Raw genomic sequence first — 12,688 nt, 5'->3', positions numbered from 1 at the left:
GTGGGAGGTACGCAGGGACGCGGCGGGGTGGGGGGTACGTGGGATTCTGCCGGTGCGGTGTCGACCGTGGCCAAGAGGTACTCCCGGAGCGCGATGGGCAGCCCGTGCCGGGGAAGAGCACGGAGGGGTCTGCGCCGCCCACGGGGCCGGACCCCGCGGGGAGTTCCGGACTTTAACCGTCCGCCACCGCGTGCAGACGGCCTCGCGGGGAAACTTCCCTCCCCCGAGGGAACCCGTCACCCTGGCCGGGACCGGTGATCTCGTGGTTCGCTCACCAGTCCCCGCGTTCCGTCACCAGTCGCTGCGCGACGAGGAGTTCGACAGGAACTTGCGCACGATGTAGATCAGTCCGCCGACCAGCGCGACGAAGACCAGCGCCTTGAACAGCAGGCCGATCACGAACCCGACGACGGTCGCTATCAGGCCGCCGAACACGACCAGGGCGATGACCGGCACCGCGACCCACTTCACCCACCACGGCAGTCCCGCGAAGATCTCTCGCATCGCCTTTGTCCTTTGCGTTGTCGTATGCGTAGTCGTACGTCTGCGTTCTCGTACGCCCTTGGTGTTCCGCATTCGATGCTAGAGCCGCGAGGGGGCTCTGCGGGTGTCCGGCGTCCCTTGTCCTCCCCTGACCCGTCCCCTAGGGAACCCCGAGGCCCGGTCTCACGCCTCGGGCGGAGAGAAGACGACGAGCACCCTCAGATCCTCGCTGATGTGGTGGAACTTGTGGGCGACGCCGGCCGGGACGTACACGACGCTGCCCCGTGCCACCTCGGTCGTCTCCATGCCGACCGTGATCGACGCCCGGCCGCTCACCACGAAGTACACCTCGTCCTGGTTGTGCGGCTTCTGCGGGTCGTGCTCGCCCGCGTTGAGCGCGTACAGACCGACCGACATGTTCCGCTCCCGCAGGAACTGAAGGTAGGCCCCCTCGTTGGCGGCGCGCTCCGCCTCCAGTTCGTCCAGCCGGAATGCCTTCATCGCCGCTGTCGCCCTCGCCTCACTGCTCGGTTCCGATCCGGTCTGCCACGATCAGACACATGAAGAATTTCGTAGTCAAGACGATCGCCAACGCAGGCGCCCTCGCAGTAGCCGTCTGGCTGCTCGACAAGATCACCCTGACCGGTGACAACACCGCCAAGAAGGCCGGCACGCTGATCGTGGTCGCGCTGATCTTCGGTCTGGTCAACTGGCTGGTCAAGCCCATCGTGAAGGTGCTCACCTTCCCGCTGTTCATCCTCACCCTGGGCCTGATCACCCTGGTCGTGAACGCGCTGATGCTGCTGTTGACCTCCTGGGTGTGCGGCAAGCTCTCGCTGAGCTTCCATGTGGAGGGCTTCTGGACCGCCGTTCTCGGCGGCCTGATCATCTCCGTCGTCTCCTGGGCCCTGCACATGGTCCTGCCGGACGAGGACTGAGCACGCCATGACCTACCGCGTCTGCTTCGTGTGCACCGGCAACATCTGCCGCTCACCGATGGCCGAATCCGTCTTCCGCGCGCGGGTGGCCGAGGCCGGGCTGGAGGACCGGGTCGAGGTCGACAGCGCCGGTACCGGCGGCTGGCACGAGGGCGATCCCGCCGACCCGCGCACCGTCTCGGTGCTCGAGGAGCACGGCTACGACGGCGAACACGTCGCGCGGCAGTTCCAGCCGTCGTGGTTCGCCCGCCTCGACCTCGTGATCGCCCTCGACAGCGGCCACCTCAAGGCCCTGCGCCGCCTCGCCCCCACCGAGGAGGACGCCCTGAAGGTACGCCTGCTGCGCTCGTACGACCCCGCCGCGGGCGACGACCTCGACGTACCCGATCCGTACTACGGGCACCGCGACGGCTTCGAGGAATGTCTTGACATGGTGGAGGTGGCGAGCACCGGGCTGCTCGCCGCCGTACAGGAGCGCCTGGAAGGGCGGGCGGCATGAGCGAGGCCGCCGAGGACCCGGGCCGGGCCGGCGAGAGCACGCGCGCGGTGCGCGCGGGACTGCCCGAGCCGGTCAAGCACGAACCGACCCTGCCCGGGCCGGTGTTCGCGGCGCACTTCCACCTGCCCGGCGAGGCGACGGGCCCCTATCGGTACGGCCGTGACGAGAACCCGACCTGGACGCTGCTGGAGCGGGCCGTCGGCGAGCTGGAGGCGCCCGGGCAGGACGACGTCGAGACGCTCGTCTTCGCCTCCGGCATGGCGGCGATCTCCTCCGTGCTGTTCTCCCAGCTGCGCGCCGGGGACGCGGTGGTGCTGCCCTCCGACGGCTACCAGGTGCTGCCGCTGGTCCGCGCCCAGCTGGAGGCGTACGGCATCGAGGTGCGCACGGCGCCCACCGGCGGGGACCGCCAGCTGGAGGTCCTCGACGGCGCCCGGCTGCTGTGGATCGAGTCCCCGTCGAACCCGGGGCTGGACGTGTGCGACATCCGGCGGCTGGTGGCGGCGGCCCACGCACAGGGCACCCTTGTGGCGGTCGACAACACCCTCGCCACCCCGCTCGGCCAGCGCCCGCTGGAGCTGGGCGCCGACTTCTCCGTGGCCAGCGGCACCAAGCAGCTCACCGGGCACGGGGACGTGCTGCTCGGCTACGTCGCCGGCCGGGGTGCCGAGGCCATGGCCGCCGTACGTCGCTGGCGCAAGATCGTCGGGGCGATCTCCGGGCCCATGGAGGCCTGGCTCGCGCACCGGTCCATCGCCACGCTCGCCTTGCGCGTCGAGCGGCAGAACACCACCGCCCTCGCGCTCGCCGAGGCCCTGAAGCAGCGGCCCGAGGTGTCCGGCCTGCGCCATCCCGGGCTGCCCGACGACCCGGCGCACGAGGTCGCCGCGCGACAGATGCGCCGCTACGGCTGCGTCGTCTCCTTCACGCTGCCCACGCGCACGCGTGCCGAGCGTTTTCTCGAATCCCTGCGGCTGGTGGAGGACGCGACGAGCTTCGGCGGGGTGCGCTCGACGGCCGAGCGGCGGCGCCGCTGGGGCGGGGACGACGTGCCGGAGGGCTTCATCCGGATGTCCGTCGGCGCCGAGGACCCCGAGGACCTGATCGCGGACGTGCTGCGGGCCCTGGACGAGTCCGCCGAGTGAGGCACCCGCATCACATCCCCTGAACCGCACGACGGTCCGAGCCTCCCCCCTCGTGGCTCGGACCGTCTACGGTTCTCCGCGCGAAGAACCGCGCGAACAAGGCTAGTTGACTCTCTGTCAGTGTCCAATCACGCTAGCGACAGCGGCGTATCGACATATTTATAGTTGGTGCCTGCCTGGGCGCCGGAGGAGGGCAGGGACAGGAGAGGGGAAACCGTGGATCTGGCCTTGCTGCGCACCTTCGTCACCGTGCACCGGGCCGGCTCCTTCACCCGCGCCGCGGCCCTGCTCGGCCTCTCCCAGCCCGCCGTCACCGCACAGATCCGCACGCTGGAACGCCAGCTGGGCAAGCCGCTCTTCCTGCGGCAGGCACGCGGGGTGACGCCGACGACCATCGGCGAGGAACTCGCGCACAAGGCAGCGCCCCACCTCGACGCCCTGGTGGAGATAGCCGAGAGCGGCCTGGACGACGACTCCGCGCTGAGAACCCTGCATCTCGCCGGCCCGCCCGAGTTCACCGCCGAACGCGCTCTGCCCGCCCTTACCGAGCTGACCGGCGACGACGGCCAGGGCTTCGCGCTGCGCGCCTCTTTCGGCACGGCCGAGGAAACCCTGGAGGGCTTGGCCGCGGGACACCATGATCTGGCCATCAGCACGGCCCGGCCGCGCGGTGCTCTGCTCACCGCGACTCCGCTCTGCGACGAGGAACACGTGCTGGTCGCCGCTCCTCGCTGGGCGGAGCGGATCGGTGCGGAGGAGCTGCGCCTGAAGGGGGCGCCGGCGCTGGAGGACCTGCCCGTCGTCGAGGTCCACGAGTCGCTGCCCCTGGTCTCGCACTACTGGGCCTCTGTTTTCGACTCCCGCCCTGCCGCCTCGGGCGCGGTCGTCGTCCCGGATCTGCGGGCCGTGCTCGCCTGCGCGGTCGCTGGCGCCGGGCTGGCGGTGCTGCCCCGCTATCTGTGCGCGCCGGCCCTGGCCGAGGGCACGATCGTGACGCTGTACGAACCGGCGGTACCGCCCCTGCGCACGTACTTCCTGGCGGTGCGCACCGGAACCCTCGCCATGCCCCATGTGGCACGGGCCCACGAGTGGCTCCAGCGGGCGGCCACGCGCTGGGGCTGACCTGTGCGCCAAGGCTTTCGTGCGGTCAGAGGTTTCACGTGGAAGCCGGATGTTTCACGTGGAACCAGCTGGGCCACATTTCTCCCATGACCGTCCGACCCGTGGTCAAGCGCACCGCCCGTGCCGTCCTCCTCGACGGTGACGACCTGATCCTGATCAAGCGCACCAAGCCCGGTGTCGATCCCTACTGGGTCACTCCCGGCGGCGGGGTCGAGCCCGGGGATCCCACCGTCGTGGACGCCTTGCACCGCGAGGTGTACGAGGAACTCGGCGCCAAGATCACCGATGTCGTGCCGTGCTTCGTGGACACGGTGGAACACATCGGCGAGGACGGCGGCGCGACCGGCGTGAAGGTGCAGCACTTCTTCGTCTGCCGCCTGGGGTCCATGAATCCGTCCCTGCGGCACGGCCCCGAAGTGGACGAGCCCGCCGGCGAGTACGAGATCGTGCGCGTCCCGTTCACCCGCGTCGGCATCGCCTCCGTCCATCTCGTCCCGCTGTCGCTGCGCCACTACCTGGACGGCAATATCGAGGGCGTACGGGCCATGCACGCTCCCGACCTCGGCTAGCGCGCCCCATTCCCCGATTCCTCAGCTCCCGGCGGTGAGCAGTTCCTCCACGGAGTCGTGCCGTATGCGGCTCGACGGGAGGCCGACGTCGCGCAGTACGCCGACGCCGCTGCGGATCATTCCGGGTGGTCCTGAGAGATAGGCGTCGTACCCGTTCCAGGGGCCGTACTCCCGGACGGCGTCCGGGAACCGAAGAGGGGTCTGTTGGTCTGTGACCGTCCGGACAGCGAGCCAGGGGTGGGTCTGCCGGAGGCCGAGCAGGGTGTCGATGGCGTACAGGTCGTGGTCGGTGCGGGCGCCGTAGAACACCTCGACCGGCCGCCGCACCCCGTGCTCGACGACGTCCTCGACCAGAGCTTTGATGGGCGCGATGCCGGTGCCGCCGCCCAGGCAGAGCAGTCCGCTGTCGGTCGTGTGGTCGATGGTCATCGAGCCGACCGGGGCGCCGAGCCGTACGACGTCTCCGGGCCGGGCGCGGTGCACCAGCGCGTTGGAGACCCAGCCGGCCGGTACGGCCTTCACATGGAACGTCAGCAGCCCGTCCGAACGGGGCGCCGAGGCGAAGGAGTAGTGCCGCCATACGCGCGGCCACCAGGGTGTCTCCATGCTCGTGTACTGGCCCGCCAGGAAAGGGTAGGGCTGGTCGGGGCGGACGGTGAGGACCGCGACGTCGGAGGTTCTGAGCTCGTGCGAGACCACCTCGGCATGCCACCAGGCCGGGGCCCTCAGCTCGTCCATCGCGGCTGCGTCGATCATGGCCTGGGAGATCTTCGTGTACGCCCGCACCCAGGCAGCCTCGGTCTCGGGGGTCCAGACGGCGGCGGCGTACGCGCTCAGCGCGCCGAGGAGGCATTCCCCCAGGGCCGGATAGTGCTCCGCGCGCGTCCCGTACTTGCGGTGGCCCAGGCCCAGGTTCCGCAGGTAGTCGGTGAGGACCGCGGTGTCGTCCACGTGCTCGGCCACCTTGAGCAGGGACTTCAGCAGGCGTTCCCGCTGGACGTCCATCGCGGCCGGGAACATCTCGCGGAGCTCGGGGTGGCGGACAAAGAGCAGAGCGTAGAAGTAGGAGGTGACCTCGTCGGCGATCGGGGCTATCTCGGCCATCGTGCGCCGTATGAGCAGGGCGTCCGGAGAACTCTGCTCGGCCGTTGGCCCCGACCTCCGCACCGGCACCCGCTCGACGTCCGTCGACGGCCAGGCGAGTGGGTCCGCGACCGGCGTGGCGGGCATGTCCGGTGCGGGCCCGGCAAGTGGCTCCGCGGCTCGCCCGGCCGGTACCTCCGCCGAGGGTCGGGCAAAGCCGTCCCCGACGCTGCCGTCAACGGCCGGATCCCGGGCATCGTCCGGCGGCTGAGCCGAGGACGTCTTGCGCGGTATGAACCAGCCGTCCCTGTCCGACGTGCCGTTCTCCCCCGGCGTGGTGGTCGGAGCGTCCATGGTGTGCCCTCGCCTCGAACGTCTTGCGGTCGGTCTGCGCACCTCCTCTGGGAAGATGCATGTTCCCCCGGCGGGCGGCCAGCCGTAGCACCCGCCTCGACCCTACCGGCCGTCGTCCCACACACAAATCCCCTCTTCCGCCCGCGTGCACCAGGCAGGACGGGAGATTCGCCGGGCCCGACAACTACCGTGCGGAGGCCACCAGTTCATAGGCGTCCCACAGATCCCGCCCCGTATAACGGTGGGTCGCGAGCCCGGCCAGGCGGGCGTCCGCGTTGACCGCCACAGAGAGCGGTACGGCCGCAAACAGGTCCCTGTCCGAGGACGAGTCGCCGTATGCGACGCAGTCCGCCCGCGCCAGCCCGAACTCCGCACAGAGCCGGTCCGCGACGGTGACCTTGGCCGCCGCGCTGAGTACCCCGGCCGGGTCGACCGGCTCGGTGAACGGCACAGCGGGGAAACGCGACCCATGAGCCGCATGAGCACCCCAGTCGAGCAGGCGCTCCACGAAGAAGGACGGCGAGAGGGACACCACCGCGCAGTACTCGCCCGCGTTTCGGATCTCCGCCCAGACCTCGCGGATCCGGGCCAGCCAAGGTGCCGCCCGGAACGCGGCATCGACATGCGCGTCGGTCAGATCACCCCACAGCTCGTACACCCGCGCCGCATACTCCGGCGGGCCGATCCGCCCCTGAGAGATCGCCCGGTCCAGCGCCAACGTCTCCACCTCCCGCCCCAGCTGGCGGGAAATCTCCACCGGGGCGGTCGTGCCGTGCAGCAACGTGCCGTCAAGATCGAAGAGATGCAGTCTCGCCATGGCCCGAGGCTAACGGGCTGCCGATGTTTCACGTGAAACACTCCCTGGCCGCCCAGCAGCGGTACGCGGGCTCACGTCATGGCCAAAAGCACGTACGTCTCCGTCGAAACAGGTGGACGCCAGGGGTGCCCGTCGGACAGCCTGACCTGCGTGCCGACTCCTTCCCTCGCCGCATTGCCCATTCGCCGTCTGACGCTTCGCGATCTCACCGCCTGCGCCGACTTGTCCGAAGACCGGGGGTGGCCACGCGAGGAACACAAGTGGGGCTTTCTCCTCACGGCCGGAAACGGCTTCGGCATCGACGACCCACAGGGCGGCCTCGTCGCCGCGTGCGTCGTCACGCAGTACGGCTCGTGGGGGCGTCCGGACCTCGGCGCCATCGGCATGGTCCTGGTCGCCGAACGCCATGCACGCCAGGGCGTAGGGCGCCGCCTGATGCGCCATGTCGTGTCGACCATGGGGGCCGCTCCGCTGACTCTGCACGCCACGGAGAACGGTCGCCCCCTGTACGAGGAACTGGGCTTCAAGGTGACGGGCCGGGCCGAGATGCTCAGAGGCCGCTTCACTCCCGACGGGCCGGATTCCGGGGTCCTCACCAGGGCCGCCACCGCGGAAGACCTTCCCTCGATCCTGCGGCTCGACGAGGAGGTGTTCGGCAGCGACCGCACTCCGATCCTCGCCCGGCTGCCCGCCTTCGCCGACCAACTCCGGGTGGCCGAGGAGGACGGCACGCTCACCGGATACGCGGCCGCGTGGCCCAACATGGACACACATGTCGTCGGCCCGCTGATCGCCCGCGACGCCGAGACCGCCAAGGCACTTATCGCCTCACTGGCGGACGGTACCGACCGACCGCTGCGTACCGACATCGACGTACGCCACGAAGAGCTGCTGGCCTGGGCGAAGACGCACGGGCTGGCCTCCGTGGCGTTCAACTCCGTGATGACGTACGGCATCCCGGACCTCCCGGGTGACTGGACCCGGAGGTTCGCCCCGCTGACCGTGGCGGCGGGCTGAGACTCGTACCCCGGACGGGCCTGAGGCTGGTTGTGGAACACGCCGACACACAAAGGACGCCGACCCCGCCGATGATGTGGCGGGGCCGGCGTCCGTGCGTCGGGGACGGTGCGTGCGGGCCGTGATCAGACGAGCGTCCGCGCAGCCTCCGTGGCGAAACCGTGGTCCTGCTCCGGGGCACCACCACCGACACCGACGGCACCGATCAACCGGCCGTCCCGGTGCACGGGCACACCGCCCGCGATGAACAGCAGGGGCCGGTCGAGGGCGGTGGGCAGGGTGTGGAAGAGGGCGCCCGGCTGGACGGCGTCGACCAGGTCGGCGGTGGGCGCGTTCAGCTGGAGCGCGGTGTAGGCCTTGCGTGTGCTGGTCTCACCGGAGATCAGCACGGCCCGGTCGTCCCGGCGGAAGGCGAGCAGGTGCCCGCCGACGTCCAGGACGGTCACGCTGACGCTGACTCCGGCCGCCTCGGCCGCACGACGGGCCGTGGCAACGAGCAGCTCGGCGTCCTCGATGGACAGCGGGGCGACGGAGGTGGTGCTCATGGGGTGTTCTCCTAGGGGGGTGCTGAGACCTCGGGACGTACTGCGGTCCTGGATGTAGTTGGGTTCTTGGTGGTCACGGGTCCGGCCGCCGGTTCGGTCCGGCGGGCGGGGCCGTGGTCCGGGTGCTCAGTGATGGACGGGGGTCTGCTGCCCGGTGGGCGTTCCGGCCGCGATCACGGTGCTCAGCGTGCCGCCGCGGCGTTCCAGGACCGACGAGAGGACGGCGAGGACCAGGGCGGCCGCAGCGAGGGTGGCGCCGACCCAGTTCGGGGCCGTGTAGCCGAAGCCGGCCGCGATCACGATGCCGCCGAGCCAGGCGGACAGGGCGTTGCCCAGGTTGAAGGCGCCGATGTTCACGGCCGACGCCAGGGTCGGGGCGCCGTGGGCCTGGTCGAGGACGCGCTTCTGCAGCGGCGGGACGGTCGCGAAGCCGAGGGCGCCGATCAGGGCGATGGTCACGGCTGCGGCGATCTTGTTGTGCGCGGTGAGCGTGAAGAGGGCCAGGACGACGGCCAGGGCGCCGAGGGATACGTACAGCATCGGCATCAGGGCGCGATCGGCGAACTTTCCGCCGATGAGGTTGCCTCCGACCATGCCGAGGCCGAACAGGACCAGCAGCCAGGTGACCGAGCCGTCGGCGAAGCCCGCGATGTGGGTCATCATCGGCGCGATGTAGGTGATGGCCGCGAAGACACCGCCGAAACCGAGGACCGTCATCGCCATGGCGAGGAGGACCTGGGCGTTCTTGAAGGCGGCCAGTTCGTGCCGCAGGTGGACATCCTCCGGCTTCGGCAGCTCGGGCACCAGCTTCGCGATGCCCGCGAGGCCGACGACACCGAGGGCGGCGACGACACCGAAGGTGACGCGCCAGCCGACGTGCTGGCCGATGAGGGTGCCCAGCGGAACGCCGACGACATTGGCGACGGTCAGGCCGGTGAACATCATGGCGATGGCCCCGGCCTTCTTGTGGGGCGCCACCAGTTCGGCCGCGACGACGGAGCCGATGCCGAAGAAGGCACCGTGGGCGAGCGAGGCGATCACCCGCCCGATCACCATGACGGCGAAGACGGGGGCCACCGCGGAGACCAGGTTCCCGATGATGAAGAGGCCCATCAGCAGCATCAGCATCCGCTTGCGCGGGACCTTGGTGCCGAGCACGGTCATCAGCGGCGCGCCGATGACCACGCCGAGCGCGTAGCCGGTCACGAGCAGGCCCGCCGTGGGGACGGAGACCCCGAAGTCGCTCGCGACCTCGGGCAGCAGTCCCATGATCACGAACTCGGTCGTTCCGATTCCGAAGGCCCCGATCGCGAGGGCCAGAAGCGCGAGAGGCATAAGGAGGTGAGCCTTCCCAGACGATTGCAGGAGCGCTTTGCGTGCGTCCACAATAATTGCATACGCGGGTTAATTGCAACCGCAGGCTATTGCGATGCTGCTCTATCCTTGACGCAGCTGCTCCGGGACGGAGGAAACCCCAATGACAGCGACGGATCCCGCGCTCACCGCCCTCGCCCAGGGCTGGTGTGCCCTCTCTGCCCTGCACGGCAGGATCGAGGCGCACATCGAGCGCGCCCTCCAGGCACAGCACGATCTGAGCGTGCGCGAGTACTCCCTGCTGGACGTGCTCAGCCGGCAGCACGACGGAGAGGGCGGCCATCTTCAGATGAAGCAGGTCGCCGACGCGGTCGTCCTCAGCCAGAGCGCCACCACCCGCCTGGTGACCCGGCTGGAGGACCGCGGGCTGCTGGAGCGCTACCTGTGCCCCACCGACCGACGTGGCATCTACACCAACGTCACCGAGGCGGGCCTGCGGCTGCTGGAGGAGGCGCGGCCCACCAACGACGCCGCCCTGCGCGAGGCCCTGGACGACGCCTCCAAGAACCCCGAACTGACGCCCTTGGTCCGGGTCGTGGAGTCCCTGAACGTGCCCGCATAGGGTGCGAACATGGGAGATCTTGAGATACGCCACGCGACCGCCGACGACCTTCCGGCGATCGTCGCCATGCTCGCCGACGACCCGCTGGGTGCCCAGCGCGAATCACCGGACGACCTGACCCCGTATCTGGCCGCGCTGGAACGCCTCACGGCCGATCCGAACCAGCACTTGGTCGTCGCCGTGCGCGAGGACCGCGTGATCGGCACCCTCCAGCTCACAGTCGTCCCCGGCCTCTCCCACAAGGGGGCGACCCGCGCGCTCGTCGAGGCCGTACGCATCCACGCCGACGAGCGGGGCAGCGGGCTGGGCACCGTCCTGATCCAGTGGGCGATCGACACCTCCCGGCAGCTCGGGTGCGCGATGGTACAGCTGACGTCCGACAAGAGCCGTACTGACGCCCACCGCTTCTACGCGCGGTTGGGGTTCAACGCCTCACACGAAGGCTTCAAGCTGAAGCTCTGACGGCAGAGGACGACCAGACGGACGGTGGGGGTGTGTTTCACGTGAAACACACCCCCGCCGTCCGTTCGCCTAGCCGATGCCCCGCCAGCCGTCGGGGTCCACTCCGCCCGGCACCGGTGCCTCCGTGTCGTACGGCTGCCGCGTGAAGACGAACGATCCGAGGTCGAGGTGGCTCACGGATCCGTCCGGGCGTCGCATGGGCCGCAACAGCTCTCCGGCGAAGTAGCCCTCCAGACCCGTCCAGGTGCCGTCACCGTTGGACCGGAAGCGGGCTCGCCGCCCGTTGCCGGTCAGCGGGCCCAGGGCGAGCCGTCCGTCAGCGGTCACCCGCAGGCCGTAGGCATAAGTCCCCCAGTACCACTGCCCCGCGAGGTCCAGGATCGCCTGATCGACCTCGCGCAGCGGTCGCCAGGGCTCGGGGATCCGCGGTTCCGCCTCGGCGACGATACGGACGAGATCGGCTCCTACCGCTCCCAGCAGCGGCCCACTGGTGCAGTTCGCCAGCACCACCGCGGCCACATCGTCCTCCACGCCGATGGTGAGGTTCGCCAAAAAGCCCGGGAGCGAGCCGGAGTGGCCGACGAGGAGCCGGCCGTCTCGGGACTGAAGCTGCATCCCGAGGCCGTAGGTGACCCCGTCCAATACGTCCGACACCTCGGCGGGCGTCGCCGGGGTCCGCATCTCGCGGACCGACTCCGCGCTCAGGACCCGGTCGTCCCCTGCGGCCAGAAACGCGGCGAACAGTGCGAGGTCCCCCGTGGTCGACCACAGTTGCCCGGCCGGCGCCATCCGGCCCAGGTCCTCCAGCGGCTCGGGCAGCAGCGCGTCCGCCCACGGATGAACCGCCCATCCGCCCGCGTGCGGGGGCTGCGGCTGCCCAGACGTGCGGTGCAGTCCGAGCGGCTCGAGGATCTCGCCGCGCAGCACCTCCTCCCACGGCGCGCCGCGCAGCTCCTCCACCAGTGCGCCAAGCAGGGTGTAGCCGGGGTTGGAGTAGTGGTGCCGGCGGCCCACAGGGTGCAGCAGCGGCTGCTCACCCAGCACATCGCTCAGCTCGGGACGCAGTGAGCCGGGGGTCCGCTCCCACCAGGGCGCGGGTGACTCGGCCGCCAACCCGGCACTGTGCGCGAGCAGTTCGGCGATCGTCGCTTCGCCCACCCCGGTACCCGGCAGATGCTTCTCCAGCGGATCACCGAGATCGAGCAGGCCCTCGTCGCGCAGTCGCATCACCAGGACTGCGGTGAAGGTCTTGGTGATGGACCCGATCCGGTACTGCACGGTCTCGTCCGGGGCATGCCCGTCCACCGAGGTCCGCGCCCCGTGCCACACGGTCCGCCCGCCCCGTACGACGGCCGCGACCAGCGACGGCGCCCGCCCTTCCGCCTGCGCGACGGCGATCCGGTGCAGCAGGGCCCGCCGGGTGGCGGGGAGCAGGTCTTCCTGAGGTGTCGTCATGGGGTCAGTCCACCCGGTCCGGTGGCGGGCGTCGAATCCATTTCCCCACCTTCCCGGACTTCCCGGCTTCCCGGCCTTCGCCCTGACAAGCACCACGGGCCCGGCCCCTGCCGTAGCGCCGCGAGCAGCGGGAGTCCGTGTTCTCCTCGACGAGGGAACAGCCGCTCATCCAGGCAGCGCCGTCGATCGATGCCGATCGGTGCGCGACGCCACTTGCCGGCAACGCCGTCACCCAGTCCGAGTCGTAACCGCATCCCCTCGTC

Annotated in this window: 15 protein-coding genes; 8 read left to right on the top strand and 7 right to left on the bottom strand. The window is 70.2% G+C overall.

All coding sequences use genetic code 11. The features are described 5' to 3' along the window. Positions 1-291: 291 nt before the first annotated feature. Together BIV23_RS10850 and BIV23_RS10845 are read right to left on the bottom strand one after the other, a co-directional pair. Positions 292-504 (bottom strand): DUF5326 family protein, encoded by a 213-nt coding sequence (locus BIV23_RS10850; RefSeq protein WP_069779871.1) that lies wholly within the window; start codon positions 502-504, stop codon positions 292-294. A 162-nt stretch (positions 505-666) separates the two neighbouring features. After that, entirely contained in the window at positions 667-984 is a 318-nt protein-coding gene (locus BIV23_RS10845; RefSeq protein ID WP_071374950.1) for a cupin domain-containing protein, read from the bottom strand. 59 nt (positions 985-1,043) lie between these two features. On the opposite strand from BIV23_RS10845, the gene BIV23_RS10840 reads away from it, so the two are divergent. From BIV23_RS10840 to BIV23_RS10820, 5 genes are all read left to right on the top strand, one after another. Beyond that, positions 1,044-1,421: a phage holin family protein gene (locus BIV23_RS10840; protein ID WP_071374949.1), complete on the top strand. Its 378-nt coding sequence runs from the start codon at positions 1,044-1,046 to the stop codon at positions 1,419-1,421. Between the two features lie 7 nt (positions 1,422-1,428). Continuing rightward, a complete protein-coding gene (locus BIV23_RS10835) occupies positions 1,429-1,920 on the top strand; it encodes a low molecular weight protein-tyrosine-phosphatase (RefSeq protein WP_071380577.1) in 492 nt (163 codons plus the stop codon). Further along, positions 1,917-3,065 carry a cystathionine gamma-lyase gene (locus BIV23_RS10830; RefSeq protein WP_071380576.1) on the top strand — a complete coding sequence of 383 codons (1,149 nt, stop codon included), beginning with the start codon at positions 1,917-1,919 and terminating at the stop codon, positions 3,063-3,065. The genes BIV23_RS10835 and BIV23_RS10830 overlap by 4 nt, the downstream gene beginning before the upstream one ends. A gap of 216 nt (positions 3,066-3,281) precedes the next feature. Further along, positions 3,282-4,187, top strand: coding sequence for a LysR family transcriptional regulator (locus tag BIV23_RS10825; RefSeq protein WP_071380575.1), 906 nt, complete (start codon positions 3,282-3,284; stop codon positions 4,185-4,187). Positions 4,188-4,273: 86 nt separating this feature from the next. Then, positions 4,274-4,756, top strand: a complete 483-nt coding sequence (locus BIV23_RS10820) for an NUDIX domain-containing protein (RefSeq protein WP_071380574.1) — start codon at positions 4,274-4,276, stop codon at positions 4,754-4,756. A 21-nt stretch (positions 4,757-4,777) separates the two neighbouring features. On the opposite strand, the gene BIV23_RS10815 is transcribed toward BIV23_RS10820, so the two are convergent. Next, positions 4,778-5,986 (bottom strand): globin domain-containing protein, encoded by a 1,209-nt coding sequence (locus BIV23_RS10815; protein ID WP_342746360.1) that lies wholly within the window; start codon positions 5,984-5,986, stop codon positions 4,778-4,780. A 391-nt stretch (positions 5,987-6,377) separates the two neighbouring features. Continuing rightward, positions 6,378-7,010: an HAD family hydrolase gene (locus BIV23_RS10810; protein ID WP_071380573.1), complete on the bottom strand. Its 633-nt coding sequence runs from the start codon at positions 7,008-7,010 to the stop codon at positions 6,378-6,380. Between the two features lie 150 nt (positions 7,011-7,160). Here BIV23_RS10810 and BIV23_RS10805 point away from each other — a divergent pair, with 150 nt between their 5' ends. Further along, the gene (locus BIV23_RS10805; protein ID WP_071380572.1) at positions 7,161-8,027 is read left to right on the top strand and encodes a GNAT family N-acetyltransferase; all 867 of its coding nucleotides are present in this window, start codon (positions 7,161-7,163) and stop codon (positions 8,025-8,027) included. Positions 8,028-8,152: 125 nt separating this feature from the next. On the opposite strand, the gene BIV23_RS10800 is transcribed toward BIV23_RS10805, so the two are convergent. Together BIV23_RS10800 and BIV23_RS10795 are read right to left on the bottom strand one after the other, a co-directional pair. Then, a complete protein-coding gene (locus tag BIV23_RS10800; RefSeq protein ID WP_071380571.1) occupies positions 8,153-8,572 on the bottom strand; it encodes a GlcG/HbpS family heme-binding protein in 420 nt (139 codons plus the stop codon). Positions 8,573-8,698: 126 nt separating this feature from the next. Beyond that, the gene (locus BIV23_RS10795; RefSeq protein WP_071380570.1) at positions 8,699-9,907 is read right to left on the bottom strand and encodes an MFS transporter; all 1,209 of its coding nucleotides are present in this window, start codon (positions 9,905-9,907) and stop codon (positions 8,699-8,701) included. 142 nt (positions 9,908-10,049) lie between these two features. Between BIV23_RS10795 and BIV23_RS10790 the strand changes: the two genes are divergently transcribed. After that, the gene (locus BIV23_RS10790; protein ID WP_071380569.1) at positions 10,050-10,508 is read left to right on the top strand and encodes a MarR family winged helix-turn-helix transcriptional regulator; all 459 of its coding nucleotides are present in this window, start codon (positions 10,050-10,052) and stop codon (positions 10,506-10,508) included. A gap of 9 nt (positions 10,509-10,517) precedes the next feature. Then, positions 10,518-10,970, top strand: a complete 453-nt coding sequence (locus BIV23_RS10785) for a GNAT family N-acetyltransferase (RefSeq protein WP_071380568.1) — start codon at positions 10,518-10,520, stop codon at positions 10,968-10,970. Between the two features lie 69 nt (positions 10,971-11,039). On the opposite strand, the gene BIV23_RS10780 is transcribed toward BIV23_RS10785, so the two are convergent. Then, on the bottom strand, positions 11,040-12,425 hold the full coding sequence (locus BIV23_RS10780) for a serine hydrolase domain-containing protein (RefSeq protein ID WP_071380567.1): 1,386 nt from the start codon (positions 12,423-12,425) through the stop codon (positions 11,040-11,042). Positions 12,426-12,688: the final 263 nt, after the last annotated feature.

The sequence above is a fragment of the Streptomyces monashensis genome (assembly GCF_001866665.1).
Classification (GTDB): Bacteria; Actinomycetota; Actinomycetes; order Streptomycetales; family Streptomycetaceae; genus Streptomyces; species Streptomyces monashensis.
The sequence above is the reverse complement of the archived record's forward strand: the minus strand, read 5'-3'. Positions and strand labels throughout refer to the sequence as shown.

Excerpts from the sequence above, each read along its gene's own strand:
- BIV23_RS10850 (WP_069779871.1), bottom strand. The coding sequence starts at position 504 with ATGCGAGAGATCTTCGCGGGACTGCCGTGGTGGGTGAAGTGGGTCGCG.
- BIV23_RS10845 (WP_071374950.1), bottom strand. The coding sequence starts at position 984 with ATGAAGGCATTCCGGCTGGACGAACTGGAGGCGGAGCGCGCCGCCAAC.
- BIV23_RS10840 (WP_071374949.1), top strand. The coding sequence starts at position 1,044 with ATGAAGAATTTCGTAGTCAAGACGATCGCCAACGCAGGCGCCCTCGCA.
- BIV23_RS10835 (WP_071380577.1), top strand. The coding sequence starts at position 1,429 with ATGACCTACCGCGTCTGCTTCGTGTGCACCGGCAACATCTGCCGCTCA.
- BIV23_RS10830 (WP_071380576.1), top strand. The coding sequence starts at position 1,917 with ATGAGCGAGGCCGCCGAGGACCCGGGCCGGGCCGGCGAGAGCACGCGC.
- BIV23_RS10820 (WP_071380574.1), top strand. The coding sequence starts at position 4,274 with ATGACCGTCCGACCCGTGGTCAAGCGCACCGCCCGTGCCGTCCTCCTC.
- BIV23_RS10815 (WP_342746360.1), bottom strand. The coding sequence starts at position 5,986 with ATGCCCGCCACGCCGGTCGCGGACCCACTCGCCTGGCCGTCGACGGAC.
- BIV23_RS10810 (WP_071380573.1), bottom strand. The coding sequence starts at position 7,010 with ATGGCGAGACTGCATCTCTTCGATCTTGACGGCACGTTGCTGCACGGC.
- BIV23_RS10800 (WP_071380571.1), bottom strand. The coding sequence starts at position 8,572 with ATGAGCACCACCTCCGTCGCCCCGCTGTCCATCGAGGACGCCGAGCTG.
- BIV23_RS10795 (WP_071380570.1), bottom strand. The coding sequence starts at position 9,907 with ATGCCTCTCGCGCTTCTGGCCCTCGCGATCGGGGCCTTCGGAATCGGA.
- BIV23_RS10790 (WP_071380569.1), top strand. The coding sequence starts at position 10,050 with ATGACAGCGACGGATCCCGCGCTCACCGCCCTCGCCCAGGGCTGGTGT.
- BIV23_RS10785 (WP_071380568.1), top strand. The coding sequence starts at position 10,518 with ATGGGAGATCTTGAGATACGCCACGCGACCGCCGACGACCTTCCGGCG.
- BIV23_RS10780 (WP_071380567.1), bottom strand. The coding sequence starts at position 12,425 with ATGACGACACCTCAGGAAGACCTGCTCCCCGCCACCCGGCGGGCCCTG.